Annotated in this window: 24 protein-coding genes and 2 pseudogenes; 20 read left to right on the forward strand and 6 right to left on the reverse strand. The window is 65.3% G+C overall.

All coding sequences use genetic code 11. The features are described 5' to 3' along the window. The first annotated feature begins 38 nt into the window (after nucleotides 1-38). From lapB to cysM, 6 genes are all read left to right on the forward strand, one after another. On the forward strand, nucleotides 39-1,211 hold the full coding sequence (gene lapB / locus WI26_RS04755) for a lipopolysaccharide assembly protein LapB (protein WP_069225323.1): 1,173 nt from the start codon (nucleotides 39-41) through the stop codon (nucleotides 1,209-1,211). Between the two features lie 90 nt (nucleotides 1,212-1,301). Next, complete coding sequence (locus WI26_RS04760; RefSeq protein ID WP_059467096.1) at nucleotides 1,302-2,702, forward strand: UDP-glucose dehydrogenase family protein; 1,401 nt, start codon at nucleotides 1,302-1,304, stop codon at nucleotides 2,700-2,702. Between the two features lie 7 nt (nucleotides 2,703-2,709). Beyond that, the gene (rfaE1, locus tag WI26_RS04765) at nucleotides 2,710-3,660 is read left to right on the forward strand and encodes a D-glycero-beta-D-manno-heptose-7-phosphate kinase (protein ID WP_081065931.1); all 951 of its coding nucleotides are present in this window, start codon (nucleotides 2,710-2,712) and stop codon (nucleotides 3,658-3,660) included. Nucleotides 3,661-3,724: 64 nt separating this feature from the next. Continuing rightward, the gene (gene rfaD / locus WI26_RS04770) at nucleotides 3,725-4,717 is read left to right on the forward strand and encodes an ADP-glyceromanno-heptose 6-epimerase (RefSeq protein WP_059507155.1); all 993 of its coding nucleotides are present in this window, start codon (nucleotides 3,725-3,727) and stop codon (nucleotides 4,715-4,717) included. Nucleotides 4,718-4,790: 73 nt separating this feature from the next. Then, entirely contained in the window at nucleotides 4,791-5,135 is a 345-nt protein-coding gene (locus WI26_RS04775; RefSeq protein ID WP_059467099.1) for a ComEA family DNA-binding protein, read from the forward strand. A gap of 206 nt (nucleotides 5,136-5,341) precedes the next feature. Further along, complete coding sequence (cysM, locus tag WI26_RS04780; RefSeq protein WP_059467100.1) at nucleotides 5,342-6,244, forward strand: cysteine synthase CysM; 903 nt, start codon at nucleotides 5,342-5,344, stop codon at nucleotides 6,242-6,244. Between the two features lie 76 nt (nucleotides 6,245-6,320). Here the strand turns inward: cysM and mltB are convergent, their stop codons facing one another. After that, nucleotides 6,321-7,670, reverse strand: coding sequence for a lytic murein transglycosylase B (mltB, locus tag WI26_RS04785; RefSeq protein WP_081334226.1), 1,350 nt, complete (start codon nucleotides 7,668-7,670; stop codon nucleotides 6,321-6,323). A gap of 43 nt (nucleotides 7,671-7,713) precedes the next feature. On the opposite strand from mltB, the gene WI26_RS04790 reads away from it, so the two are divergent. Further along, entirely contained in the window at nucleotides 7,714-8,637 is a 924-nt protein-coding gene (locus WI26_RS04790) for a histone deacetylase family protein (protein ID WP_069225325.1), read from the forward strand. A 22-nt stretch (nucleotides 8,638-8,659) separates the two neighbouring features. On the opposite strand, the gene WI26_RS04795 is transcribed toward WI26_RS04790, so the two are convergent. Further along, nucleotides 8,660-9,583, reverse strand: a complete 924-nt coding sequence (locus WI26_RS04795) for an alpha/beta hydrolase (protein WP_069225326.1) — start codon at nucleotides 9,581-9,583, stop codon at nucleotides 8,660-8,662. Nucleotides 9,584-9,799: 216 nt separating this feature from the next. On the opposite strand from WI26_RS04795, the gene WI26_RS04800 reads away from it, so the two are divergent. The 3 genes and pseudogenes from WI26_RS04800 to WI26_RS04810 all read left to right on the forward strand — a co-directional run bounded on the left by WI26_RS04800 (nucleotide 9,800) and on the right by WI26_RS04810 (nucleotide 12,300). Then, nucleotides 9,800-10,834, forward strand: a complete 1,035-nt coding sequence (locus WI26_RS04800; RefSeq protein ID WP_059509785.1) for a methionine ABC transporter ATP-binding protein — start codon at nucleotides 9,800-9,802, stop codon at nucleotides 10,832-10,834. Then, complete coding sequence (locus WI26_RS04805; protein WP_044844825.1) at nucleotides 10,824-11,477, forward strand: methionine ABC transporter permease; 654 nt, start codon at nucleotides 10,824-10,826, stop codon at nucleotides 11,475-11,477. Before WI26_RS04800 ends, WI26_RS04805 begins: the two co-directional genes overlap by 11 nt. A gap of 27 nt (nucleotides 11,478-11,504) precedes the next feature. Continuing rightward, nucleotides 11,505-12,300 (forward strand): annotated as a pseudogene (locus WI26_RS04810) (MetQ/NlpA family ABC transporter substrate-binding protein). 63 nt (nucleotides 12,301-12,363) lie between these two features. Here WI26_RS04810 and WI26_RS04815 read toward each other — a convergent pair. Further along, nucleotides 12,364-12,726: pseudogene (locus WI26_RS04815) on the reverse strand (alpha/beta fold hydrolase); the annotation flags it as partial. Between the two features lie 216 nt (nucleotides 12,727-12,942). Between WI26_RS04815 and WI26_RS04820 the strand changes: the two are divergent. The 5 genes from WI26_RS04820 (at nucleotide 12,943) to WI26_RS04840 (ending at nucleotide 17,373) form a co-directional block, all read left to right on the forward strand. After that, nucleotides 12,943-13,977 (forward strand): methionine ABC transporter ATP-binding protein, encoded by a 1,035-nt coding sequence (locus WI26_RS04820; RefSeq protein WP_059509785.1) that lies wholly within the window; start codon nucleotides 12,943-12,945, stop codon nucleotides 13,975-13,977. Then, on the forward strand, nucleotides 13,967-14,620 hold the full coding sequence (locus WI26_RS04825) for a methionine ABC transporter permease (RefSeq protein ID WP_044844825.1): 654 nt from the start codon (nucleotides 13,967-13,969) through the stop codon (nucleotides 14,618-14,620). Before WI26_RS04820 ends, WI26_RS04825 begins: the two co-directional genes overlap by 11 nt. A gap of 27 nt (nucleotides 14,621-14,647) precedes the next feature. Further along, nucleotides 14,648-15,442 carry a MetQ/NlpA family ABC transporter substrate-binding protein gene (locus WI26_RS04830; protein ID WP_069225327.1) on the forward strand — a complete coding sequence of 265 codons (795 nt, stop codon included), beginning with the start codon at nucleotides 14,648-14,650 and terminating at the stop codon, nucleotides 15,440-15,442. A 229-nt stretch (nucleotides 15,443-15,671) separates the two neighbouring features. Next, nucleotides 15,672-16,421, forward strand: a complete 750-nt coding sequence (locus WI26_RS04835; protein ID WP_069225328.1) for an electron transfer flavoprotein subunit beta/FixA family protein — start codon at nucleotides 15,672-15,674, stop codon at nucleotides 16,419-16,421. A gap of 16 nt (nucleotides 16,422-16,437) precedes the next feature. Further along, entirely contained in the window at nucleotides 16,438-17,373 is a 936-nt protein-coding gene (locus WI26_RS04840) for an electron transfer flavoprotein subunit alpha/FixB family protein (protein ID WP_069225329.1), read from the forward strand. 305 nt (nucleotides 17,374-17,678) lie between these two features. On the opposite strand, the gene WI26_RS04845 is transcribed toward WI26_RS04840, so the two are convergent. After that, nucleotides 17,679-18,965: a D-amino acid dehydrogenase gene (locus WI26_RS04845; protein ID WP_060320975.1), complete on the reverse strand. Its 1,287-nt coding sequence runs from the start codon at nucleotides 18,963-18,965 to the stop codon at nucleotides 17,679-17,681. Between the two features lie 144 nt (nucleotides 18,966-19,109). Between WI26_RS04845 and WI26_RS04850 the strand changes: the two genes are divergently transcribed. Beyond that, nucleotides 19,110-19,598 (forward strand): Lrp/AsnC ligand binding domain-containing protein, encoded by a 489-nt coding sequence (locus WI26_RS04850; RefSeq protein ID WP_006762687.1) that lies wholly within the window; start codon nucleotides 19,110-19,112, stop codon nucleotides 19,596-19,598. Nucleotides 19,599-19,689: 91 nt separating this feature from the next. Further along, on the forward strand, nucleotides 19,690-20,868 hold the full coding sequence (locus WI26_RS04855) for a PA0069 family radical SAM protein (RefSeq protein WP_059594504.1): 1,179 nt from the start codon (nucleotides 19,690-19,692) through the stop codon (nucleotides 20,866-20,868). Between the two features lie 22 nt (nucleotides 20,869-20,890). Here the strand turns inward: WI26_RS04855 and WI26_RS04860 are convergent, their stop codons facing one another. Together WI26_RS04860 and WI26_RS04865 are read right to left on the reverse strand one after the other, a co-directional pair. Further along, the gene (locus WI26_RS04860) at nucleotides 20,891-21,358 is read right to left on the reverse strand and encodes an NINE protein (protein WP_059465149.1); all 468 of its coding nucleotides are present in this window, start codon (nucleotides 21,356-21,358) and stop codon (nucleotides 20,891-20,893) included. A gap of 110 nt (nucleotides 21,359-21,468) precedes the next feature. Continuing rightward, nucleotides 21,469-22,608 (reverse strand): PQQ-dependent sugar dehydrogenase, encoded by a 1,140-nt coding sequence (locus tag WI26_RS04865; protein WP_069225330.1) that lies wholly within the window; start codon nucleotides 22,606-22,608, stop codon nucleotides 21,469-21,471. A 153-nt stretch (nucleotides 22,609-22,761) separates the two neighbouring features. On the opposite strand from WI26_RS04865, the gene rpsP reads away from it, so the two are divergent. Genes rpsP through trmD form a run of 3 tightly spaced genes read left to right on the forward strand, consistent with a single transcriptional unit; the run spans nucleotide 22,762 to nucleotide 24,530 of the window. Continuing rightward, nucleotides 22,762-23,016 carry a 30S ribosomal protein S16 gene (gene rpsP, locus WI26_RS04870; RefSeq protein ID WP_006476550.1) on the forward strand — a complete coding sequence of 85 codons (255 nt, stop codon included), beginning with the start codon at nucleotides 22,762-22,764 and terminating at the stop codon, nucleotides 23,014-23,016. A 42-nt stretch (nucleotides 23,017-23,058) separates the two neighbouring features. Continuing rightward, the gene (gene rimM, locus WI26_RS04875) at nucleotides 23,059-23,736 is read left to right on the forward strand and encodes a ribosome maturation factor RimM (RefSeq protein WP_069225331.1); all 678 of its coding nucleotides are present in this window, start codon (nucleotides 23,059-23,061) and stop codon (nucleotides 23,734-23,736) included. Next, nucleotides 23,736-24,530, forward strand: coding sequence for a tRNA (guanosine(37)-N1)-methyltransferase TrmD (trmD, locus tag WI26_RS04880; protein ID WP_059447922.1), 795 nt, complete (start codon nucleotides 23,736-23,738; stop codon nucleotides 24,528-24,530). Before rimM ends, trmD begins: the two co-directional genes overlap by 1 nt. Nucleotides 24,531-24,638 lie beyond the last annotated feature (108 nt).

A 24,638-nucleotide genomic window follows, 5' to 3' on the forward strand; every position in this document is an offset into this window, starting at 1 on the left:
ACCTTCGCGCGGTTTTCGTCTCTGCTTCGATATTTCGCATGGATCTGGATTTCTGGTGGTTGCTCGCGATTCCGGTGGCGTTCGCGCTCGGCTGGGCGGCGTCACGCTATGACCTGAAGAACCTCCTGTCGGAGAGCGCCAACCTGCCGCGATCGTATTTCCGCGGCCTGAACTTTCTGCTGAACGAACAACCGGACAAGGCGATCGACGCGTTCATCGAGGTCGCGAAGCTCGACCCCGAGACGGTCGAGCTGCACTTCGCGCTCGGCAACCTGTTTCGCCGTCGCGGCGAAACGGACCGTGCAATCCGCGTGCATCAGAACCTGTTGAGCCGCACGGACCTGCCGGTGAACGAGCGCGATCACGCGCTGTACGAGCTCGGCCAGGATTTCCTGAAGGCCGGCCTGCTCGATCGTGCGGAAGAGGCCTTCCACCGCCTTGCCGATGGCGATTACGCACTGGGCGCGCAGCGGGCGCTGCTGACGATCTACGAGATCGAGAAGGACTGGAACAAGTCGATTGATACCGCGAAGCGCATCGAATCGATGAGCGACAAGCTGCTCGGCACCGAAATCGCGCAGTTCCATTGCGAACTCGCGCAGGACGCGCTGCAACGCAAGAACACCGCGGCCGCGGCCGAGCAACTGACGCTTGCGCTTGCAGCGAACCCGCAGAACGTCCGCGCGACGATCCTGTCCGGCGATGCCGCGCAGGCGGCGGCTGATCACGCGGCCGCGATCGAGCACTGGAAGCGTGTCGAAGCGCAGAATCCGGCGTATCTGCCGCTCGTCGCCGACAAGCTGATGAAGGCTTACGTCGCGCTCGACAAGCCGGTCGAGGGCGCCGAGTTGCTGATGGGCTACGTCGATCGTTATCCGTCGAACGACCTGCTCGATATCGCTTATCAGCACATCGCCGGCTTGCGTGGCCAGGAAGCGGCGCATACGCTCGCGCGCACGCAGATGGAGAAGTCGCCGAACCTGTCGGGCATGCTGCACCTGCTCGATGCGCAGATCGCGGCTGCCGACGAGCCGCGTCGTAAGGAACTTGAAATGATGCGTGCGCTGATCAAGCAGCGCACCAAGAATCTGCCACGCTATACGTGCCAAAATTGCGGTTTCCGGGCACGGCTCTTCTACTGGCAGTGCCCCGGATGCAGCGGCTGGGAAACCTATGCGCCGCGCCGCGTCGAACCTGCGATGCCGGGCTGATCCCGGCGTTCGGCGAGCAAGCGCTGCGGTTGTCGCCGGGCCTGGCCCGACGGCCAAGTTAGTCATTTACCGGGACGTACCGGAACATCTATGAAAATCACCATTATCGGCACTGGCTATGTCGGTCTCGTCACGGGCTCCTGCCTCGCCGAGATCGGCCACGACGTCTTCTGTCTGGACGTCGATCCGCGCAAGATCGAGATCCTGAACAACGGCGGGATGCCGATTCACGAACCGGGCCTGCTGGACATCATCGCGCGCAACCGCGCGGCAGGGCGTCTGCGCTTCTCGACCGACATCGAGGCGAGCGTTGCTCACGGTGAGATCCAGTTCATCGCGGTCGGCACGCCGCCCGACGAGGACGGGTCGGCCGACCTGCAATACGTGCTCGAGGCCGCGCGCAACATCGGCCGTTACATGACCGGTTTCAAGGTGATCGTCGACAAGTCGACCGTGCCGGTCGGCACCGCGCAGCGCGTGCGCGCGGTGGTCGACGAGGCACTCGGCGCGCGTGGCCTAGCGGGCAGCGTCGCGCATCGCTTCTCCGTCGTGTCGAATCCGGAATTCCTGAAGGAAGGCGCGGCAGTCGAGGACTTCATGCGCCCCGATCGAATCATCATCGGTGTCGACGACGACGAGACGGGCACGGTGGCGCGCGAGAAGATGAAGAAGCTGTACGCGCCGTTCAACCGCAATCACGAGCGCACGATCTACATGGACGTTCGTTCGGCTGAATTCGCGAAATACGCTGCAAATGCGATGCTCGCGACGCGTATTTCATTCATGAACGAGATGTCGAATCTTGCCGACAAGGTCGGCGCCGACATCGAAGCCGTGCGTCGCGGGATCGGTTCCGATCCGCGCATCGGCTATCACTTCCTGTACGCGGGCGTCGGTTACGGCGGCTCGTGCTTCCCGAAGGACGTGCAGGCATTGATTCGCACCGCGAGCGAAAACGGCCAGCCGCTGCGCATCCTGGAGGCCGTCGAGGCGGCAAACTCGGCGCAGAAGGACGTGCTGATCGGCAAGATCGAGCAGCGCTTCGGCGCGGACTTGACCGGTCGCGAATTCGCGGTCTGGGGCCTCGCGTTCAAGCCGAACACGGACGACATGCGCGAGGCGCCGAGCCGCCGGCTGATCGCTGCGCTGCTCGCGCGTGGCGCGACCGTGCGCGCGTACGATCCGGTCGCGATCGACGAGGCGCGCCGCGTGTTTGCGCTCGATCTCGGCGAGGCCTCCGACGCGCTCGCGCGCCTGCACTTCGTCGATACCCAGGACGAGGCCGTGACCGCAGCGGATGCGCTCGTGATCGTCACCGAATGGAAGGAATTCAGGAGCCCGGATTTCACGCGCCTGAAGGCCGAGCTGAAGGCGCCGGTGATCTTTGATGGGCGCAATCTGTACGAGCCGGACGCGATGGCCGAACTCGGCATCGACTACCATGCGATCGGGCGTCCGCATGTCGACCCCCAGTCCTCCCCCCGTGGATGAACGCACGATGACTACCCTTCGCGAAGTGGTGCCGGTACCGCGCGCCCAGCTCGCGCGTTCGCGCGTGCTCGTGGTCGGTGACGTGATGCTCGACCGCTACTGGTTCGGCAACGTCGAGCGCATTTCTCCGGAAGCGCCGGTTCCTGTCGTTCTCGTGCAGCGCCAGGAGGAGCGGCTCGGTGGCGCGGCCAACGTCGCGCGCAACGCGGTGACGCTTGGCGGCCAGGCCGGGCTTCTGTGCGTGGTCGGCTGCGACGAGCCGGGCGAGCGTATCGTCGAATTGCTCGACGGCAGCGGTGTGGTTCCCCATCTCGAACGCGATGCGGCATTGCCGACGACGATCAAGCTGCGCGTGCTCGCACGCCAGCAACAACTGCTGCGCGTCGATTTCGAGGCGATGCCGACGCACGAGGTGCTGCTCGCCGGGCTCGCGCGTTTCGATGCGCTGCTGCCGCAGCACGACGTCGTGCTGATGTCGGATTACGCGAAAGGCGGTCTGACTCACGTGACAACGATGATCGAAAAGGCGCGTGCGGCAGGTAAGCCGGTGCTCGTCGATCCGAAGGGCGGCGACTGGGCGCGCTATCGCGGCGCATCGCTGATCACGCCGAACCGTGCCGAGCTGCGTGAGGTCATCGGTCAATGGCAGTCGGAAGACGACCTGCGCGCGCGTGTCGCGACGCTACGTGCGGAACTCGATCTCGATGCGTTGCTGCTCACGCGTTCGGAAGAGGGAATGACGCTCTTTTCCGCAGCGGGCGAACTGCATGCGCCGGCGCTCGCACGCGAGGTGTATGACGTGTCCGGCGCGGGTGATACCGTGATCGCGACAGTCGCGACGATGCTCGGTGCCGGCGTGCCGCTCGTCGATGCCGTCGTGCTCGCGAACCGTGCGGCAGGCATCGTGGTCGGCAAGCTGGGTACGGCCACGGTAGACTACGACGAACTGTTTCACTGAGCGCATTCGGCGGCGCGCCCAGCGTGCCGCGCGTATTTCTTGCAATTTTTCAGGCAGAACGACCATGACCATCATCGTCACCGGCGCAGCCGGTTTTATCGGCGCGAACATCGTCAAGGCGCTCAACGAGCGCGGCGAGTCGCGCATCATCGCGGTCGACAATCTGACGCGCGCGGACAAGTTCCGGAATCTCGTCGATTGCGAGATCGATGACTATCTCGACAAGACGGAATTCGTCGAGCGCTTCGCGCGCGGCGATTTCGGCAAGGTGCGCGCGGTGTTCCATGAAGGCGCCTGTTCGGACACGATGGAAACCGACGGCCGCTACATGATGGACAACAACTTCCGCTACAGCCGCGCGGTGCTCGATGCCTGCCTCGCGCAGGGCGCGCAGTTCCTGTACGCGTCGTCGGCCGCGATCTACGGCGGCTCGACGCGTTTCGTCGAGGAACGCGAGGTCGAGGCGCCGCTGAACGTCTACGGCTATTCGAAGTTCCTGTTCGACCAGGTGATCCGCCGCGTGCTGCCGAGCGCGAAGAGCCAGATCGCCGGGTTCCGCTACTTCAACGTGTACGGTCCGCGCGAGACGCACAAGGGCCGGATGGCGTCGGTCGCGTTCCACAACTTCAACCAGTTCCGAGCAGAAGGCAAGGTCAAGCTGTTCGGCGAGTACAACGGTTATGCGCCGGGCGAGCAGACGCGCGACTTCGTGTCGGTCGAGGACGTCGCGAAGGTGAACCTGTTCTTCTTCGATCATCCGGAGAAATCGGGCATCTTCAACCTCGGCACCGGCCGCGCACAGCCGTTCAACGACATCGCATCGACGGTCGTCAACACGCTGCGCGCGCTCGACAACCTGCCGCCGCTGACGCTCGCGCAGCAGGTCGAGCAAGGGCTGATCGAATACGTGCCGTTCCCGGACGCACTGCGCGGCAAGTACCAGTGCTTCACGCAGGCCGATCAGACGAAACTGCGTGCTGCCGGCTACGATGCGCCGTTCCTGACGGTGCAGGAAGGCGTCGATCGCTACGTGCGTTGGCTATCCGGCCAAGTTTAAACCCGCGCGTCGCATCGCTAGACTGGGTCTCACGGTCGGCAGTCGCCGACCGTTTTCATCGGAGATCCAGCACATGATCAGGAAATGGTTTGCCGCCGCCGCGATGTTCGGCGCGATCGCATCGGCCTGGGCGGCCGTCGACGTCAACACCGCGAACGAGGATGCACTCGTCGGCATCAAGGGCATCGGTCCCGCGCGGGCGAAGGCGATTCTCGACGAGCGCGGTGCACGCGGGCCGTTCAGGAATGCAGATGATCTCGCATCGCGCGTGAAGGGTATGGGCGGTCATACGGTCGAGCGCCTTCAGCGGGAAGGGTTGACGGTCGGTGCAGCCGGCTCGGGTGCGGCGGCACCGGCCGCCGGCAAGCCTGCAGCGGCGAAGCCTGCCGCGGCACCTGCCCGCACCGCCCAGAAGTAACGTACGCGAGACAAACGGCTCCTTCAGCCGCCGTCGTTGCGACGGCTTCCCGCGGCATGCCGCGGGTTTTTTGCGTGCATGCTGCACACGCACACTCGTGAATCGCGAGGCACATCTATTCCATCGTCGCAATGGGGTTGCCGGCGCGAGCCCCGGTGCTGGTTTACAATCGTTTGATTGATCGGCCTCGCACTCACGGTATCTCCATGGCTTACAAAACTATCGAAGACACGATCGGCAACACGCCGCTCGTGCAACTGGTCCGCCTGCCGGACGACGAGATTCGCGCACGCAACAACGTGGTGCTCGCGAAGCTGGAAGGCAATAATCCGGCCGGTTCCGTGAAAGATCGCCCGGCGCTGTCGATGATCAGCAAGGCCGAGGCGCGTGGTCGCATCAAGCCGGGCGATACGCTGATCGAGGCGACGAGCGGCAATACGGGCATCGCGCTCGCGATGGCAGCGGCGATCCGCGGCTACAAGATGGTGCTGATCATGCCGGAAGATCTGTCGATCGAGCGTCGCCAGAGCATGGCGGCTTACGGCGCCGAAATCATCCTGACGCCGGTAAAGGGTGGGATGGAACTGGCGCGCGACCTCGCGGAGCAGATGCAGCGCGAAGGCAAGGGCGTGATCCTCGATCAGTTCGGGAACCCCGATAACCCGATCGCGCACTACGAAGGAACGGGCCCGGAGATCTGGCGCGACACCGAAGGGCGCGTCACGCACTTCGTGTCGGCGATGGGCACGACGGGCACGATCATGGGCACGTCGCGCTTTCTGAAGGAACAGAATCCAGCGATCGAGATCGTCGGCGCACAGCCGGAAGAAGGGTCGCGCATTCCGGGCATTCGCAAGTGGCCGGAAGCCTATATGCCGACGATTTTCGATCGCAGCCGCGTCGATCGCGTCGAGAACGTGAGCCAGGCCGCGTCCGAAACGATGGCGCGCCGGCTCGCGGCCGTCGAAGGCATCTTTGCCGGCATCTCGTCGGGGGGCGCATGCGAAGTCGCGATGCGTATTGCGCGTCAGGTCGAGAATGCAACGATCGTGTTCATCGTCTGCGATCGCGGCGACCGCTACTTGTCGACCGGCGTATTTCCTGCCTGAGCCCGAACGGCATCAGCAGCGTCACGCGATGAAAAAGGCGCCGCACGAGCGGCGCTTTTTTCTTTGCGGACCGTGCTTACTGCGCCGGCGCTTCCGTGTCCGCTGCCGGCAGCGGCAGCGCGCCATCCGCTTCCATCTGTGCCTTCACGGCTTCGCCGAGCTGGTACACGGTGAGCGCATAGAAGAAGCTGCGGTTGTAGCGCGTCAGCACGTAGAAGTTCTTCAGGCCGAGCATGTATTCGGTCGCGCGTCCCGGCGACGGCAGATCGACCACGGTGACCGGCGTGCCGGCTTCAGTGGTGATGTTGACCATTGGCTCGTTGAGCGTCATGCCGGCGCGCAGCAGTTGCGACAGCGCCCAGTGCGGTTCGGGCTGACCGTCCGCCGCCGCCTGGGCGATGCCGAGGCTGCCCGTGTCGGGCGTGATCCGCCAGACTACCGGGCGATCGGTTTCCCAGCCGTGCTGCTTCAGGTAGTTCGCGACGCTGCCGATCGCATCGGCAGGACTGCTGCGCAGATCGACGTGGCCGCCACCGTCGTAGTCGACCGCATACTCGCGGATGCTGCTCGGCAGGAACTGCGGGATGCCGATCGCGCCCGTGTACGAGCCGAGCACGGTGGTCGGGTCGAGCTGGTTGTCGCGGGTCCAGACGAGGAAGTCCTCGAGATTCTTGCGGAACGTTGCCTGGCGGCTGTCGCGATTCGGCGTGTCCGGGTAGTCGAACGTGAGCGTCGTCAGCGCATCGAGCACGCGGAAGTTGCCCATGTAGCGGCCGTAGATCGTTTCGACGCCGATGATGCCGACGATCACTTCGGGCGGCACGCCGAATTCCGCGGACGCGCGCTGCAGCGTTGCCTGGTTCGCCTTCCAGAATTTCACGCCCGCGTTGATGCGGATCGGTTCGATGAAGCGCGAACGATAGACGCGCCAGTTCTTCACCGAAGGCGTCGGCGCCGGCTTCACGAGCTTCACGGCGGTGGCCGAGTAGCTGATGCGCGAGAACAGCGCATGCAGGCTCGCGGAATCGAAGCCGTTGCGGCTCACCATCTCGTCGATAAACGCATCGACCTTCGCGTTGTTCGCGTAACGCTGCGGGACGATTTCCTCTTCGAAGGTCTGGCCTTGCGGCACCGGCTGCTGCGGTTGCGCCTGTGCGACGCGCGTGCCTGGGGACTTCGCGGGCTGCGTCTGCGCAACCGCGGGCGCGGCTGCCACGGTAGCGGCGATGGCAGCAGCAACGAGCGGAACGCGAACGCTGAACAGTGCGGAAAAAAGGGCGGCAGGCTTGCTGGAATTCATGTCGAAGCGGGCGGACAGGGCGATGGGGTTCGGCGCAGTATACCCGACGCATCCTGCGTGCCGGGGCGTAGCAGCGCACCGTTGTGGTAAGTTAGCGGCGAATTCGCGGCAGACGATGGACATCATTGATGGAGACCTGCGACGCACCCCGCGTCGCGGATGACAGCTTATGGCAACCGCCTTCTATACGCACCCCGATTGCATGCTGCACGAGATGGGGGAATGGCATCCGGAATGCCCGGCCCGCCTGTCGGCGATCCAGGATCAACTGATCGCGAGCCGCATCGACGACTTGATCGTGCACGAAACCGCGCCGTTCGCGAGCGAGGTCGCGCTGGGCCGCGTGCATACGCAGGCTCACATCGACTACATCCGCAGCATGACGCCCGTCGACGGCTACGTCGAGATCGATCCCGACACGCTGATGAACCGCGATACGTGGCGTGCCGCACTGCGCGCGGCCGGCGCGGCGATCGCGGCGACCGACGCCGTGATCGAAGGCCGCTACGCGAATGCGTTCTGCAGCGTGCGGCCGCCCGGCCATCATGCGGAACCGGCGCGCGCGATGGGATTCTGCTTTTTCAACAACGTCGCGATCGCCGCGCGGCATGCGCTCGATGTCCATGGCCTCGAGCGCGTCGCGATCATCGATTTCGACGTGCACCACGGCAACGGCACCGAAGCCGCGTTCGCGAACGACGAGCGCGTGCTGATGTGCAGCTTCTTCCAGCATCCGCTGTACCCATTCTCGGGCGTCGATCACCAGGCGCCGAACATGGTCAACCTGCCGATGCCTGCGCGCAGCAACGGGATGGCGATCCGCGAAGCGGTCGACATGTTCTGGCTGCCGCGTCTCGACGCGTTCAAGCCGCAGATGCTGTTCGTGTCAGCTGGTTTCGATGCGCATCGAGAGGACGACATCGGTAACCTCGGTCTCGTCGAAGCCGATTTCGAATGGCTGACCGCGCAGGTCGTCGACGTCGCGCGCCTGCATGCGCAGGGCCGCATCGTGAGCTGTCTCGAGGGAGGCTACAACCTGTCGGCGCTCGGACGCAGCGTCGTCGCGCACCTGCGCGTGCTGGCCGGCATCTGACCGGGAGCGGCTCGGCGCGCGCTCAGCGCGCCGGCACGTGCGCGTGAATCCACGCGATCAGTGCGTCGATCACGCGGTCGCGTTCGAGATCATTCATCGTTTCGTGGAACCCGCCTTCGTAAAGCGTCAGCGTACGATCGGGCGAGCCGACGCGTGCGCCGAACGCACGGCTTCCGTCGGGTTCGGTCAGCTTGTCCTCTGTGCCGTGATAGACGAGTACCGGCATGCGAAGCGCGCCGCGACCGCGCTCAATGCGCGCCATCGCATCGAGGATCTCGGCGCCGGTGCGCGCCGGCACCGCGCCGTGATGCACGAGCGGGTCGGCGCGATTGGCCGCGACGACGGCCGGATCGCGCGACAGCAGCGCCGCATCGATTCTGATCGCGGGGAAGCTCGGCCACACGCGGCTGATGAAGCGGCTCATCGCGAGCATCCAGCGCGGCACGTCGCGTCCCGGCGCGAGCGCCGGGCTCGACAGCACGAGGCCCGCTAGCGCGTGGCCGCGAACCGGCGCGCGTTCGATCGCGTACAGCGCCGCGACGGCGCCGCCCATGCTGTGACCCATCAGAAAGAGCGGCGTATCGTCGCGAGCGGCTTCGGCGACGAGAGCATCCGCGTCGTTCAGGTAACCGTCGAAACGTTCGACCCACGCGCGTTTGCCGGGCGAGTGGCCGTGCCCGCGCAGATCGATTGCCAGCACGCCGATGCCGGCCGCGTTCAATCTGGCCGCGAGCGTCGCGTAACGTCCCGCATGCTCGGCGAGGCCGTGCACGAGCGCGATCGTTGCGCGCGGCGGCTGCGTGCCGTCGCCAGCCGGCCAGCGATACGACGCCAGTTCGAGCCCGTCCGCGGTACGCAGCCGGCCCATGCGCGGGGCGGGCGGCGCTGCCGTGTCCAGCGCTGCGGTGGCGGCGGGTGCGGTGGCCTGCGTGGTGGTGGCGGTCATCTGGCGGGTCTCCTGTGTCGTTGGCATCGGTGTTCCGGATCATAGTCGCGGCGCTCGCGCGGCGGGCCAACAGGGCCCCTCTAATTTCGTCCGGTTATGAAAAGATCGAAATCGATTATTAAGTGGAATGAGGCGTTTGCGGTAAAATCGCCGGCTATTCCAGATGCATCGGCGGCCGACTGGCGGGCTTCGCCTGGCGGCCGCCGTTTTGTTTACATGATCGAATTACGCAATCTGTCACAGCGTTTCCCCGGGCCGACCGGCTGGGTCGACGCATTGCACAACGTCAATCTGACGATCCCGCAGGGCGAGGTGTTCGGCATCATCGGCCGAAGCGGCGCCGGCAAGAGCACGCTCGTGCGCACCATCAACCTGCTCACGCGGCCGACCGAAGGCAACGTCGTCGTTGGCGGGCGCGATCTCACGCTGCTGCCGGCCGGCGCGCTGCGCGAAGCGCGCCGTGAAATCGGCATGATCTTCCAGCACTTCAACCTGCTGTCTTCGCGCACGGTGTTCGACAACGTCGCGTTGCCGCTCGAGCTCGCTGGCGCGAGCCGTGCCGATATCGAGGCCGCCGTGCTGCCGCTGCTCGACCTCGTCGGGCTGTCGGCGCAGAAGGACCGCTACCCGGCGCAGATCAGCGGCGGCCAGAAGCAGCGCGTCGGCATCGCCCGAGCGCTCGCGAGCAAGCCGAAGGTACTGCTGTCGGACGAGGCGACGTCTGCGCTCGACCCCGAGACCACGCGCGCGATCCTCGACCTGCTGAAGCGCATCAACCGCGAACTCGGCCTGACGATCGTGCTGATCACGCATCAGATGGAAGTGATCAAGCAGGTGTGCGATCGCGTGGCGGTGCTCGACGCGGGGCGCGTGGTCGAAGAAGGCCGCGTGATCGACGTGTTCCTGCAGCCGCATCATGAAGTGACGCGCGCGCTGATCGGCGACGTCATCGCGCAGGAACTGCCGCCCGCGCTGAAGGCACGCGTGGCCGAGCGGCTGAAGACGGGCAGCGGGCATTTGCTGCGGCTCGCATTCACCGGCTCGGGGGTCGATCAGCCGATCCTGTCGGAGACGATTCGCCGATACGAACTCGATTTCAACATCCTGCACGGCCAGATCGACGAGATTCAGGGGCAGGCGTTCGGGTCGCTCGCGGTGCTCGCGGGCGGCGAACCGGGCAAGGTCGGGCAGGCGCTCGCGTTCCTGCGCGAGCAAGGTGTGGTGGTAGAGGAGCTTTCGTATGTTGAGTGAGATGTTCGATATGTTCGTGCAGTCGTTCTGGGAGACGCTGATCATGGTCGGCATCTCGGGAGCGGTCGGCGCGCTCGTCGGGCTGCCGCTCGGCGTGCTGCTCTACCTGACCGACCGCCAGGGCGTGCTGCAGAACCTCGGTGTGAATCGCGTGCTCGGCGGCATCGTGAACGCGGTGCGCTCGACGCCGTTCATCATCCTGCTGGTCGCGGTCATTCCGTTCACGCGGCTCGTCACGGGGTCGTCGATCGGCACGGCCGCGGCGGTTGTGCCGCTGACGCTCGCGGCCGCGCCGTTCGTCGCGCGGCTGGTCGAGACCGCGCTGCGCGAAGTCGATCGAGGGCTGATCGAGGCCGCGCAGTCGATGGGCGCGACGACGTCGCAGATCGTCTTCAAGGTGCTGCTGCCCGAATCGCTGCCCGGCATCGTCGCGGGCCTGACGATCACGTTCGTGTCGCTCGTCGGCTACTCGGCGATGGCCGGTGCAATCGGCGGCGGCGGGCTCGGCGATCTCGGGATCCGTTACGGCTACCAGCGTTATCTGCCGGAAGTAATGTGGACGGTCGTCGCGATCCTGATCGTGTTCGTGCAGATCGTGCAATCGTTCGGCGACTGGCTCGTGCGCCGGCTGAGCCACAAGTAAAAACGACATTCACAGGTAGGGGAGACGATGCAACGACGTTTCATGCTGAAATTCGCGGCCGCGCTCGGCGCGGTCGCGCTGTGCGCCAGCGCGCACGCGCAGGCCGAAACCATCAAGGTGGGCGTGACGGGCGGCCCGCACGCGCAGATCATGGACGTGGTGAAGAAGGTCGCGGCCAAGAGCGGCCTCGACATTCGCATCGTCGAATTCTCCGATTACGTGCAGCCGAACGCGGCGCTCGCGTCGGGCGATCTCGACGCGAACAGCTACCAGCACGATCCTTATCTGCAGGCGCAGGTGAGGGATCGCGGCTACAAGCTGATCAAGGTCGCGGATACCGTCACGTTTCCGATGGGCATCTATTCGAAGCGGGTGAAGTCGCTGGCCGAGTTGAAGCCCGGCGCGCGCATCGCGGTGCCGAACGATCCGACCAATGGCGGCCGCGCGCTGCTGTTGCTGCAGAAGCAGGGGCTGCTGAAGCTGCGTGCGGACGCAGGGCTGAAGGCGACGCCGCTCGACATCGTCGACAATCCGCGCAAGCTGAAGATCGTCGAACTTGATGCGGCACAGATTCCGCGCTCGCTCGGCGACGTCGACGCTGCGGCTATCAACACCAACTACGCGATGGAAGCTGGGTTGAAGCCGAAACAGGACGCGATCGCGATCGAGGGCCCGAACGGTCCTTACGCGAACATTCTCGCGATTCGCGAGGCTGACCGGGGCAAGCCGTGGGTCGCGAAGCTGGTCGCGGCCTACCCACTCCGCGGATGTGAAGCAGTTCATCGAACAGAAGTTTGGCGGCGCGGTCATCGCCGCCTGGTAACACGTGGTGCTGGGCGCGCCCCGGTGACGATTAGAGTCGATGATCGAAAACCCGGGCTTTGCGTCCGGGTTTTTTCTCTTTTAAAATAGCATCCGCGTCGTTCAGGTAACCGTCGAAACGTTCGACCCACGCGCGTTTGCCGGGCGAGTGGCCGTGCCCGCGCAGATCGATTGCCAGCACGCCGATGCCGGCCGCGTTCAATCTGGCCGCGAGCGTCGCGTAACGTCCCGCATGCTCGGCGAGGCCGTGCACGAGCGCGATCGTTGCGCGCGGCGGCTGCGTGCCGTCGCCAGCCGGCCAGCGATACGACGCCAGTTCGAGCCCGTCCGCGGTACGCAGCCGGCCCATGCGCGGGGCGGGCGGCGCTGCCGTGTCCAGCGCTGCGGTGGCGGCGGGTGCGGTGGCCTGCGTGGTGGTGGCGGTCATCTGGCGGGTCTCCTGTGTCGTTGGCATCGGTGTTCCGGATCATAGTCGCGGCGCTCGCGCGGCGGGCCAACAGGGCCCCTCTAATTTCGTCCGGTTATGAAAAGATCGAAATCGATTATTAAGTGGAATGAGGCGTTTGCGGTAAAATCGCCGGCTATTCCAGATGCATCGGCGGCCGACTGGCGGGCTTCGCCTGGCGGCCGCCGTTTTGTTTACATGATCGAATTACGCAATCTGTCACAGCGTTTCCCCGGGCCGACCGGCTGGGTCGACGCATTGCACAACGTCAATCTGACGATCCCGCAGGGCGAGGTGTTCGGCATCATCGGCCGAAGCGGCGCCGGCAAGAGCACGCTCGTGCGCACCATCAACCTGCTCACGCGGCCGACCGAAGGCAACGTCGTCGTTGGCGGGCGCGATCTCACGCTGCTGCCGGCCGGCGCGCTGCGCGAAGCGCGCCGTGAAATCGGCATGATCTTCCAGCACTTCAACCTGCTGTCTTCGCGCACGGTGTTCGACAACGTCGCGTTGCCGCTCGAGCTCGCTGGCGCGAGCCGTGCCGATATCGAGGCCGCCGTGCTGCCGCTGCTCGACCTCGTCGGGCTGTCGGCGCAGAAGGACCGCTACCCGGCGCAGATCAGCGGCGGCCAGAAGCAGCGCGTCGGCATCGCCCGAGCGCTCGCGAGCAAGCCGAAGGTACTGCTGTCGGACGAGGCGACGTCTGCGCTCGACCCCGAGACCACGCGCGCGATCCTCGACCTGCTGAAGCGCATCAACCGCGAACTCGGCCTGACGATCGTGCTGATCACGCATCAGATGGAAGTGATCAAGCAGGTGTGCGATCGCGTGGCGGTGCTCGACGCGGGGCGCGTGGTCGAAGAAGGCCGCGTGATCGACGTGTTCCTGCAGCCGCATCATGAAGTGACGCGCGCGCTGATCGGCGACGTCATCGCGCAGGAACTGCCGCCCGCGCTGAAGGCACGCGTGGCCGAGCGGCTGAAGACGGGCAGCGGGCATTTGCTGCGGCTCGCATTCACCGGCTCGGGGGTCGATCAGCCGATCCTGTCGGAGACGATTCGCCGATACGAACTCGATTTCAACATCCTGCACGGCCAGATCGACGAGATTCAGGGGCAGGCGTTCGGGTCGCTCGCGGTGCTCGCGGGCGGCGAACCGGGCAAGGTCGGGCAGGCGCTCGCGTTCCTGCGCGAGCAAGGTGTGGTGGTAGAGGAGCTTTCGTATGTTGAGTGAGATGTTCGATATGTTCGTGCAGTCGTTCTGGGAGACGCTGATCATGGTCGGCATCTCGGGAGCGGTCGGCGCGCTCGTCGGGCTGCCGCTCGGCGTGCTGCTCTACCTGACCGACCGCCAGGGCGTGCTGCAGAACCTCGGTGTGAATCGCGTGCTCGGCGGCATCGTGAACGCGGTGCGCTCGACGCCGTTCATCATCCTGCTGGTCGCGGTCATTCCGTTCACGCGGCTCGTCACGGGGTCGTCGATCGGCACGGCCGCGGCGGTTGTGCCGCTGACGCTCGCGGCCGCGCCGTTCGTCGCGCGGCTGGTCGAGACCGCGCTGCGCGAAGTCGATCGAGGGCTGATCGAGGCCGCGCAGTCGATGGGCGCGACGACGTCGCAGATCGTCTTCAAGGTGCTGCTGCCCGAATCGCTGCCCGGCATCGTCGCGGGCCTGACGATCACGTTCGTGTCGCTCGTCGGCTACTCGGCGATGGCCGGTGCAATCGGCGGCGGCGGGCTCGGCGATCTCGGGATCCGTTACGGCTACCAGCGTTATCTGCCGGAAGTAATGTGGACGGTCGTCGCGATCCTGATCGTGTTCGTGCAGATCGTGCAATCGTTCGGCGACTGGCTCGTGCGCCGGCTGAGCCACAAGTAAAAACGACATTCACAGGTAGGGGAGACGATGCAACGACGTTTCATGCTGAAATTCGCGGCCGCGCTCGGCGCGGTCGCGCTGTGCGCCAGCGCGCACGCGCAGGCCGAAACCATCAAGGTGGGCGTGACGGGCGGCCCGCACGCGCAGATCATGGACGTGGTGAAGAAGGTCGCGGCCAAGAGCGGCCTCGACATTCGCATCGTCGAATTCTCCGATTACGTGCAGCCGAACGCGGCGCTCGCGTCGGGCGATCTCGACGCGAACAGCTACCAGCACGATCCTTATCTGCAGGCGCAGGTGAGGGATCGCGGCTACAAGCTGATCAAGGTCGCGGATACCGTCACGTTTCCGATGGGCATCTATTCGAAGCGGGTGAAGTCGCTGGCCGAGTTGAAGCCCGGCGCGCGCATCGCGGTGCCGAACGATCCGACCAATGGCGGCCGCGCGCTGCTGTTGCTGCAGAAGCAGGGGCTGCTGAAGCTGCGTGCGGACGCAGGGCTGAAGGCGACGCCGCTCGACATCGTCGACAATCCGCGCAAGCTGAAGATCGTCGAACTTGATGCGGCACAGATTCCGCGCTCGCTCGGCGACGTCGACGCTGCGGCTATCAACACCAACTACGCGATGGAAGCTGGGTTGAAGCCGAAACAGGACGCGATCGCGATCGAGGGCCCGAACGGTCCTTACGCGAACATTCTCGCGATTCGCGAGGCTGACCGGGGCAAGCCGTGGGTCGCGAAGCTGGTCGCGGCCTACCACTCCGCGGATGTGAAGCAGTTCATCGAACAGAAGTTTGGCGGCGCGGTCATCGCCGCCTGGTAACACGTGGTGCTGGGCGCGCCCGGTGACGATTAGAGTCGATGATCGAAAACCCGGGCTTTGCGTCCGGGTTTTTTCTCTTTTAAAATAGAACGACCGTTCGCTATTGCCGGCGCGCCGCAGAGGAGCGCTATCCTCGATAGCCACGATGGATTGGTCCGCTTGGCCGCGCAGTCATGAGGCCTCGCTATAGAATGGCCTCTGGTCGTATTCGTAACTTTGGAGCGTGTGCATGAAAATCCTGGTGCCAGTGAAAAGAGTGGTCGATTACAACGTGAAGGTCCGCGTGAAGTCGGACAACACGGGCGTCGACATCGCGAACGTGAAGATGTCGATGAACCCGTTTGACGAAATCGCCGTTGAAGAAGCCGTGCGCCTGAAGGAAGCGGGTGTGGCGACCGAAGTGATCGCCGTGTCGGTCGGCGTTGCACAGGCGCAGGAAACGCTGCGCACGGCGCTGGCGATCGGCGCGGATCGCGCGATCCTCGTCGAGTCGAACGACGGCGTCGAGCCGCTGGCCGTCGCGAAGATCCTGAAGGCGCTGGTCGACAAGGAGCAGCCGCAACTCGTGATCCTCGGCAAGCAGGCAATCGACGACGATTCGAACCAGACGGGCCAGATGCTGGCCGCGCTGGCGGGTCTGCCGCAAGCGACGTTCGCATCGAAGGTCACGATCGCCGACGGTAAGGCCACGGTCGCACGTGAAGTCGACGGCGGCGCGGAAACGCTGTCGCTTCAACTGCCGGCGGTCGTCACGACGGATCTGCGCCTGAACGAGCCGCGCTACGTGACGCTGCCGAACATCATGAAGGCGAAGAAGAAGCCGCTGGAAACGGTGAAGCCGGAAGACCTGGGCGTGGACGTCGCGCCGCGTCTGAAGACGCTGAAGGTGGCCGAGCCGCCGAAGCGCGCGGCCGGCGTGAAGGTGCCGGACGTGAAGACGCTGGTCGAGAAGCTGAAGACCGAAGCCAAGGTGCTGTAAGAGGGAGCGGAAAGAAATGACGATTCTGGTGATTGCAGAACATGACAACGCGTCGATCAAGGCCGCGACGCTGAACACGGTGGCGGCGGCTGCGAAGATCGGCGGTGACGTTCACGTGCTGGTCGCGGGGCACAACGCGCAGGGCGCGGCCGATGCGGCAGCGAAGATCGCAGGTGTTACGAAGGTGCTGCTGGCCGACGCGCCGCAACTGGCCGAAGGCCTGGCGGAAAACGTCGAGGCGACCGCGCTGAACATCGCGAAGGACTACTCGCACATCCTCGCGCCGGCAACCGCCTATGGCAAGAACGTCGCGCCGCGCATCGCGGCGAAGCTCGACGTCGCGCAGATCTCGGACATCACGGCGGTCGATTCGGCCGATACGTTCGAACGTCCGATCTACGCAGGCAACGCGATCGCGACGGTGCAGTCGAGCGATCCGATCAAGGTGATCACGGTGCGCGCGACGGGTTTCGATCCGGTTGCGGCCGAAGGCGGCAGTGCAGCGGTCGAGAAGATCGAAGCCGCGGCCGATGCCGGCAAATCGCAGTTCGTCAGCCGTGAAGTGACGAAGCTGGACCGTCCGGAGCTGACCAGCGCGAGCATCATCGTGTCGGGCGGTCGCGGTCTGGGCAGCGGCGAGAACTACACGAAGGTTCTCGAGCCGCTGGCCGACAAGCTGAGCGCGGCGCTGGGCGCATCGCGCGCGGCAGTCGACGCGGGCTACGTGCCGAACGACTACCAGGTCGGCCAGACCGGCAAGATCGTCGCGCCGCAGCTGTATATCGCGGTCGGCATCTCGGGTGCGATCCAGCACCTGGCCGGCATGAAGGATTCGAAGGTAATCGTCGCGATCAACAAGGATCCGGAAGCGCCGATCTTCAGCGTGGCCGACTATGGCCTCGTCGGCGATCTGTTCTCGCTCGTGCCGGAACTGGTCAACGAACTCGGCTGACACGGCGTGACTTGACGCTTCGGCGGCAAGTACGCAACACGAGGGGCGCGATGAGCGCCCCTTTTTTGTGCAATGACGGAAGAGGGCGCGGTGTTTTGGCGGGCGGCGAGCCCTGCTCGCTCGATGTCGCAAGGAACATGTCGTCGTAAGGGCGGGTGGGCCGGAAGCGTCGATCGTCAACCATGCGCGAGTTGGCGGAAGCCTGTATCGGGCCCGCAACGCACCCGCTGTAATGAAAAAGGCGCCCCCGAGGGCGCCTTTTTCGTTGATGCGGACCGGCCTGCGTTGCGGCGGGCCGATCCGACTCATGCGTATGCCGGGCGCGTCTGGCCGGCCACGTCCTTCAGGTAGCGATGCACCGACAGGTCGTCGGCCTGGATGGCCGGCTTCTTGCCCGAGATCAGGTCTGCGAGCAGCTGGCCCGACCCGCACGACATCGTCCACCCGAGCGTGCCGTGGCCGGTGTTCATAAACAGGTTCGAGACCGGCGTGCGGCCGACGATCGGCGTGCCGTCCGGCGTCATCGGACGCAGGCCTGTCCAGAACGTTGCCTTCGACGTGTCGCCGCCACCCGGGAACAGGTCGTTCACGCACATTTCAAGCGTCTCGCGACGGGCGGCACGCAGGTTCTTGTCGAAGCCGACGATCTCCGCCATGCCGCCGACGCGGATGCGCTGGTCGAAACGCGTGATCGCGATCTTGTAGGTTTCGTCCAGCACCGTCGACACGGGCGCGGCCGTCTCGTCGACGATCGGCGCGGTGATCGAATAGCCCTTCAGCGGGTAGACGGGGATCTTCATCAGATTCGAGACGAAGCTGGTCGAGTACGACCCGAGCGCGACGACATACGCATCCGCACGCACCGTCTCGCTGCCGCACTGCACGCCGGCGATCCTGCCGCCCGCGATCGCCAGTGCATCGATGGGCGTGTTGTAGCGGAATTTCACGCCGAGCGATTCCGCGAGCGCCGCGAGGCGCGTCGTGAACAGCTGGCAATCACCCGTTTCATCGCCCGGCAGGCGCAGGCCGCCCGTCAGCTTGTGCGACACGGCGGCGAGCGCCGGTTCGGCATTCTTGAGCTCGGCCGGCGACAGCAGTTCGAACGGTACGTTCGCTTCCTGCAGCACCGCGATGTCCTTGGCCGCGCCGTCGAGTTGCTGCTGCGTGCGGAACAGCTGCAGCGTGCCGCCCGTGCGGCCTTCGTACTGGATGCCCGTGTCGGCACGCAGCGCCTGCAGGCAATCGCGGCTGTATTCGGCGAGGCGGACCATGCGGCCCTTGTTGACTGCATAGCGCTCTGCCGTGCAGTTGCGCAGCATCTGCCACATCCACTGGAGCTGGAAACGCGTGCCGTCAAGGCGGATCGCGAGCGGCGCGTGCTTCTCGAACATCCATTTGACGGCCTTCAGCGGCACGCCGGGCGCCGCCCACGGCGCCGCATAACCGGGCGAGATCTGACCTGCGTTCGCGAAGCTCGTCTCGAGCGCCGGGCCGGCTTCCCGGTCGATCACCGTGACTTCATGGCCGGCGCGCGCGAGGTAATACGCGCTTGCCACGCCCACCACACCGCTGCCCAGAATGACGACTCGCATAGCTGCTCCAGATGGAAGGATCAGGGCGAGGCCGGGCGCACATGCGTCTCCGTGTAACCTCTAGCTGATCTAGTTTTTTGCGCTATGGTATTGTCGAATGTGTAGGTTTTGTTATCGTATTTTTCAGGTTTTCAGCATAAACAAATGAGAACGCAACGTCAGCCAGTACGCTCGCTCGACAAGCTCGACCGCCGCATCCTCAAACTGCTCCAGGACGACGGCCGGATGGCGATGAAGGACCTCGCGGAGCAGGTCGGGCTGACCGTCACGCCCTGCATCGAACGCGTGCGGCGCATGGAGCGCGACGGTGTCATCACCGGTTATCACGCACGGGTCGATCCGGGACAGCTCGGCGCCGCGCTGTTGGTGTTCGTCGAGATCACGCTTGGCCACAAGGGCGGCAACATGTTCGAGCAGTTCCGGCGCGAAGTGATGAAGATCGACGAGGTGCTCGAATGCCATCTCGTGTCCGGCGACTTCGACTACCTGATCAAGGCGCGGATTGGTGAAATGGCCGACTATCGCAAGCTGCTGGGCGACATCCTGCTGCAGCTGCCCGGCGCGGTACAGTCGAAGAGCTATGTCGTGATGGAAGAAATCAAGGAGACGCTGACGATCTCGGTCGGCGAATGACCGTGGCTGCGGCCCGCAGTCCGCCCCTCTATCTCACCCTTGGCATGATGCACCCAATACTGTATAAATGTACAGTATTGGGTGCAGGCGAATGGGTGAGCGCATGGACGGCCGGTCCGACAACGAATTTCCGATAGCGCCGCCGGCGCCCCGCAAGGGGCGCGGTGCGGTCGACAACCTCCAGGGGCGATACGAAACGGCGCTGCGCGAAGCGGTCGACGACGGCTGGACGCACGAATCGGACGATGCCGATCTACCCGCTCCACTGCGCACGCAGGTGTTCGAGGAGCGTGCGAAGAGCATCCTGACGCACAACCAGTCGCCGGACATACCGTTCAGCGTGTCGCTCAATCCGTATCGCGGTTGCGAGCATGGCTGCATTTACTGTTTTGCGCGGCCGACCCACAGTTATCTCGGTCTGTCCCCGGGCCTCGATTTCGAGAGCCGCATCTATGCGAAGGTCAACGCGGCCGAATTGCTCGAGCGCGAGATTTCGCGCAAGCGCTACGTGCCGGAGCCGATCGCGCTCGGCGTCAACACCGACGCATACCAGCCGGTCGAGCGCGATCTGCGCATCACGCGCAGCGTGATCCAGGTGATGCACGATCACGGGCTGCCGTTCGCCGCGATCACAAAATCATCGCTGATCGAGCGCGACCTGGACCTGCTGGCTCCGATGGCCGAGCGCGGCCAGGTGATGGCCGCGGTCACGATCACGACGCTCGATGCCGATCTCGCGCGCACGCTCGAGCCACGCGCGGCGACGCCGGCGCGCCGGCTGCGCACGATCCGCGCATTGCGCGACGCGGGCGTGCCGGTGGGCGTCAGCATTGCGCCGATCATCCCGTTCGTCACCGAGCCGGACATGGAGCGCGTGCTGGAAGCCTGTGCGGAAGCCGGCGCGACACACGCGAGTTACATCATCCTGCGGCTGCCGTGGGAGGTCGCGCCGCTGTTCAAGAACTGGCTTGCCGTGCATTTCCCCGATCGCGCGGAGCGCGTGATGAACCGCGTGCGCGACATGCGCGGCGGGAAGGACTACGACTCGGATTTCTCGAAGCGGATGAAGGGCGAGGGAATCTGGGCCGACCTGTTGCGGCAGCGGTTCCGTCAGGCCGTCAAGCGGCTCGGGCTGAACGAGCGCGCGAACGGCATTCTGGATCTCTCGCAGTTTCGCGGTGCGCCGCAGACTGGGGCGGCAGCGCAGCGCGTGGCGGCGGGCGCGAACGGCGCGAAGTCGCGTGACGACGTTCAGCTGAGTTTGTTCTGATCTGGCCGACGTATGTCGGCACTTACTGCGAGATTTGCTTCGCCGCTTCGACTTGCGATTCGAAGTACGTCTGGAACGACAGCGCGAGTGCGGTCATCAGCAGGAACGCGCCGATCAGCAGCGAGAAGATCACGATGAAGATCACCGTCCAGCCTGACCGGCTGTGCTTGCCGGTGTCAGCATTGAATTGCGCGTCCCATTTCTCGTCGGGGCGCAGGCCGTAGACGAGCGCGGCGAGGAACGCGGCGAGAAGCGAGATCGCACCCGGCACGGCGAGCCACCAGCCGAGGCTGGCACTGCGCTGGGTGGCGGCGAGCAGCAGGAACCCCGGGATCCCGACGATCGTCGCGAGCAGGTGCGCCCAGCCGTACACGTCGCGAAAGCCGTACAGGTAGAAGCGGTGCGCACCGAGCGAACCGATGAGGAATGCGAGGGCTGCGGTGAGCGTCTTGGAGCGGAAGCGGCGGGGCGATGCGGTGCTGCTGGACATGGATGGCGGCGGATTGTCGTTGGCATGGGTGGCCGGCAGGCCGGCGCGGGGCGCTCGGCCCGGCTCGCATTCTACGATGCTCGGTCGGGCCCGGTCACCCCTTGCCTGCGTCAAGGTGCCGCATAGGTGATGCGGTAGATGGTGCCTGCGTAGTCGTCGCTGACGAGCAGCGAGCCGTCCGGTAGCGGCAGTACGTCGGCCGGGCGCCCCCACACGGTGCCGTCCGCGCGCAGCCAGCCCGTGATGAACGGGGTCTGGCTTGCGTGGCTGCCGTCGGCCGACACGACCACGCGCATCACGCGGTAGCCGACCTTCGTGCTGCGATTCCACGAACCGTGCTCGGCAATGAAGATGTTGTTGCGATATGACGCCGGAAACATCGGCCCCGTATAGAAGCGCATGCCGAGTGCCGCGACGTGCGCGCCGAGTTTCAGCACGGGCGGCGCGTAGCGGCGGCACACGTCGGTGCTCCCGAATTCAGGGTCGGGCGTGTCGCCGCCGTGGCAGTATGGAAAGCCGAAATCGAGGCCGGCGCGCGGCGCACGGTTCAGCTTGTCGTCGGGCGTGTCGTCGCCCATCAGGTCGCGCCCGTTGTCGGTGAACCACAGCTCGCGCGAATCGGGATGCCAGGCGAAGCCGACGGTATTGCGCACGCCGCGGGCAAACACTTCTCGGCCGCTGCCGTCCGCGTTCATGCGTGCGATGATTGCGTATCGACCGCGATCGGCTAGGCACACGTTGCACGGTGCGCCGGTCGGCACGTAGAGCTTGCCGTCGGGGCCGAATGCGATGAATTTCCAGCCGTGGTTGTGATCGGTCGGTAGCGCGTCCGTCACGACTGCTGGCGCCGGAGGCTTGGCAAGCCGGTCGTCGATGTGGTCGAGCCGCAGAATGCGCGACACGGCAGAGATATAGAGTGCTCCATCGCGATACGCGACGCCGACGGGCATGTCGAGCCCCGATGCGATCACGTGGCGGGCCGTGATCCGGCCCCCCTGCATCACAAATGCATGCACGCGGCCTTCCCGCGAGCCGACATATAGGATTCCGCGCGGCGACCATGCCATTTCGCGGGCGGTCGGCACGGCGTCGGTCAGCACGTCGACGTGGAAGCCAGGTGGCACGACGAGTTTGTCCACCGGCGGCGCGGCGCGGGCCGCGGTGGCTGCAAGACAGGTGACGAAGGCGGTCAGCAGGCCCGCGAGGCGGCGCGGCGCGCGGCGCACCGGGGTGACGCGGAATAGCGGCATGGCGGCGGTGAGCGTCGTGGATACGGCGATTGTATGCCCGGCCCGCAGCGCGTCCGTGGAATTTTTGCGCGTAAGTGTTTGTTGTGGCTTTGGTTTCCGGCTATAATCGCACGTTTCAGTAGTTTCGAACCCGGTTTTCCCGAAGGATTTCATATGGTTATCATCCGTCTGGCTCGCGGCGGCTCGAAGAAGCGCCCGTTCTACAACATCGTTGCTACCGATTCGCGCAACCGTCGTGACGGCCGCTTCATCGAGCGCGTCGGCTTCTACAACCCGGTCGCTACGAAGGGCGAATCGCTGCGTATCGCTCAGGACCGCCTGACGTACTGGCAAGGCGTTGGCGCGCAACTGTCGCCGACCGTCCAGCGTCTCGTGAAGGAAGCGCAAAAGGCGCAACCGGCTGCCTAACATGGCGCGGTGTGCCGGTCGTGCCGGCTGCAAGGAGCATTAATGTCCGGTCACGATTCCGGTAACGCAAGGCGCGGGCGAGCGTCGTTTGGCGCATTCGTCCGCAAGCCGGTCGAACGCGACACAGTCGCGAGCGCTGGTGTGGCTGCCGAGCAGGGCAGTCTCGAAGCGGCGCAGGCCTGGCCCGATGATGCTGTCGAGGTCGGGGCGGTAGTCGACGCCTACGGCCTGAAAGGCTGGGTCAAGGTGGCGACGCATGCCGACGCCGGTCGCGGCGGCGATGCACTGCTCAAGGCGCGCCGCTGGTGGCTGGAACGGGGTGGGGAGCGGTTGTCCGCCCGCATCCTGCAGTCGAAGACGCACGGCGACACCGTCGTTGCGCACACCGCGGGTGTCAGCGACCGCGATGCCGCACTTGCTTTGCGCGGTTTTCGCGTGTTCGTGCGCCGGGAAGATTTCCCGGCATTGGCCGCGGACGAATTCTATTGGGTCGACCTGATCGGCCTCGAGGTGGTCAACGAGCAATCGGTGGCGCTCGGGACGGTGAGCGGGATGATCGACAACGGCGTGCATTCGATCATGCGCGTCGAGTATCCGGCAGTCGGCAAGGACGGTCGGCCGACCACCGACGAACGGCTGATTCCGTTCGTCGGCGTCTACGTCAAAACGGTGGATCAGGCGGCACGTCGCATCGTCGTCGACTGGGAAGCCGATTACTAATGAACCAGGTTACGGAGAGCGCGGTGCAGTTCGACGTCGTCACGCTCTTTCCCGAAATGTTCCGCGCGCTGACCGACTGGGGAATCACCAGCCGGGCCGTGAAGCAGGGGCGCTTCGGGTTGCGTACCTGGAATCCGCGTGATTTCACGACGGACAACTACCGTACGGTCGACGATCGTCCGTACGGCGGCGGTCCGGGCATGGTGATGCTGGCCAGGCCGCTCGAGGCCGCGATCGGTGCTGCGAAGGCAGCGCAGGCGGAGCAGGGCGTCGCGAGCACGCGTGTGGTGATGATGTCGCCGCAAGGCGCGCCGTTCACGCACGAACGCGCGGTGCGGATGGCGCAGGAACCCGGCGTCATCGTGCTGTGCGGTCGCTACGAGGCGATCGATCAGCGTCTGCTCGACCGTTGCGTCGACGAGGAAATCAGCCTCGGCGATTTCGTTCTGTCCGGTGGCGAACTGCCGGCGATGGCGATGATGGATGCCGTCGTGCGCCTGCTGCCAGGGGTGCTGAACGATGCGCAGTCGGCCGTGCAGGACAGCTTCGCCGACGGGCTGCTCGATTGTCCGCATTACACGCGCCCCGAGGAGTACGAGGGGATGCGCGTGCCGGACGTGCTGCTCGGCGGCCATCATGCCGAGATCGAGCGGTGGCGGCGCCAGGAAGCATTGAGAAATACGTTGCGGAAGCGACCGGACCTGATTGTCCGGGCGCGCCGCGAGAAGTTGTTGAGCCGTGCCGACGAGGCGTGGCTCGCGAACCTCGCACGCGAAGCGAAGAACGCCTCCTGAGGCGGTGTCGCGGGCGGGAAATGGCGGTGCCGTGCATGCGTGCGCGGTGCCTGATGTGAATCCATCCTCTATCGGGGCCAGGCCTGGAAGCAGGCGGGTGCAAACGCC

Source organism: Burkholderia diffusa (assembly GCF_001718315.1).
Classification (GTDB): Bacteria; Pseudomonadota; Gammaproteobacteria; order Burkholderiales; family Burkholderiaceae; genus Burkholderia; species Burkholderia diffusa_B.

Bases quoted from the DNA above. Each gene is read 5' to 3' on its own strand.
- lapB (WP_069225323.1), top strand. From the start codon at position 39: ATGGATCTGGATTTCTGGTGGTTGCTCGCGATTCCGGTGGCGTTCGCG.
- WI26_RS04760 (WP_059467096.1), top strand. From the start codon at position 1,302: ATGAAAATCACCATTATCGGCACTGGCTATGTCGGTCTCGTCACGGGC.
- rfaE1 (WP_081065931.1), top strand. From the start codon at position 2,710: ATGACTACCCTTCGCGAAGTGGTGCCGGTACCGCGCGCCCAGCTCGCG.
- rfaD (WP_059507155.1), top strand. From the start codon at position 3,725: ATGACCATCATCGTCACCGGCGCAGCCGGTTTTATCGGCGCGAACATC.
- WI26_RS04775 (WP_059467099.1), top strand. From the start codon at position 4,791: ATGATCAGGAAATGGTTTGCCGCCGCCGCGATGTTCGGCGCGATCGCA.
- cysM (WP_059467100.1), top strand. From the start codon at position 5,342: ATGGCTTACAAAACTATCGAAGACACGATCGGCAACACGCCGCTCGTG.
- mltB (WP_081334226.1), bottom strand. From the start codon at position 7,670: ATGATGTCCATCGTCTGCCGCGAATTCGCCGCTAACTTACCACAACGG.
- WI26_RS04790 (WP_069225325.1), top strand. From the start codon at position 7,714: ATGGCAACCGCCTTCTATACGCACCCCGATTGCATGCTGCACGAGATG.
- WI26_RS04795 (WP_069225326.1), bottom strand. From the start codon at position 9,583: ATGACCGCCACCACCACGCAGGCCACCGCACCCGCCGCCACCGCAGCG.
- WI26_RS04800 (WP_059509785.1), top strand. From the start codon at position 9,800: ATGATCGAATTACGCAATCTGTCACAGCGTTTCCCCGGGCCGACCGGC.
- WI26_RS04805 (WP_044844825.1), top strand. From the start codon at position 10,824: ATGTTGAGTGAGATGTTCGATATGTTCGTGCAGTCGTTCTGGGAGACG.
- WI26_RS04820 (WP_059509785.1), top strand. From the start codon at position 12,943: ATGATCGAATTACGCAATCTGTCACAGCGTTTCCCCGGGCCGACCGGC.
- WI26_RS04825 (WP_044844825.1), top strand. From the start codon at position 13,967: ATGTTGAGTGAGATGTTCGATATGTTCGTGCAGTCGTTCTGGGAGACG.
- WI26_RS04830 (WP_069225327.1), top strand. From the start codon at position 14,648: ATGCAACGACGTTTCATGCTGAAATTCGCGGCCGCGCTCGGCGCGGTC.
- WI26_RS04835 (WP_069225328.1), top strand. From the start codon at position 15,672: ATGAAAATCCTGGTGCCAGTGAAAAGAGTGGTCGATTACAACGTGAAG.
- WI26_RS04840 (WP_069225329.1), top strand. From the start codon at position 16,438: ATGACGATTCTGGTGATTGCAGAACATGACAACGCGTCGATCAAGGCC.
- WI26_RS04845 (WP_060320975.1), bottom strand. From the start codon at position 18,965: ATGCGAGTCGTCATTCTGGGCAGCGGTGTGGTGGGCGTGGCAAGCGCG.
- WI26_RS04850 (WP_006762687.1), top strand. From the start codon at position 19,110: ATGAGAACGCAACGTCAGCCAGTACGCTCGCTCGACAAGCTCGACCGC.
- WI26_RS04855 (WP_059594504.1), top strand. From the start codon at position 19,690: ATGGGTGAGCGCATGGACGGCCGGTCCGACAACGAATTTCCGATAGCG.
- WI26_RS04860 (WP_059465149.1), bottom strand. From the start codon at position 21,358: ATGTCCAGCAGCACCGCATCGCCCCGCCGCTTCCGCTCCAAGACGCTC.
- WI26_RS04865 (WP_069225330.1), bottom strand. From the start codon at position 22,608: ATGCCGCTATTCCGCGTCACCCCGGTGCGCCGCGCGCCGCGCCGCCTC.
- rpsP (WP_006476550.1), top strand. From the start codon at position 22,762: ATGGTTATCATCCGTCTGGCTCGCGGCGGCTCGAAGAAGCGCCCGTTC.
- rimM (WP_069225331.1), top strand. From the start codon at position 23,059: ATGTCCGGTCACGATTCCGGTAACGCAAGGCGCGGGCGAGCGTCGTTT.
- trmD (WP_059447922.1), top strand. From the start codon at position 23,736: ATGAACCAGGTTACGGAGAGCGCGGTGCAGTTCGACGTCGTCACGCTC.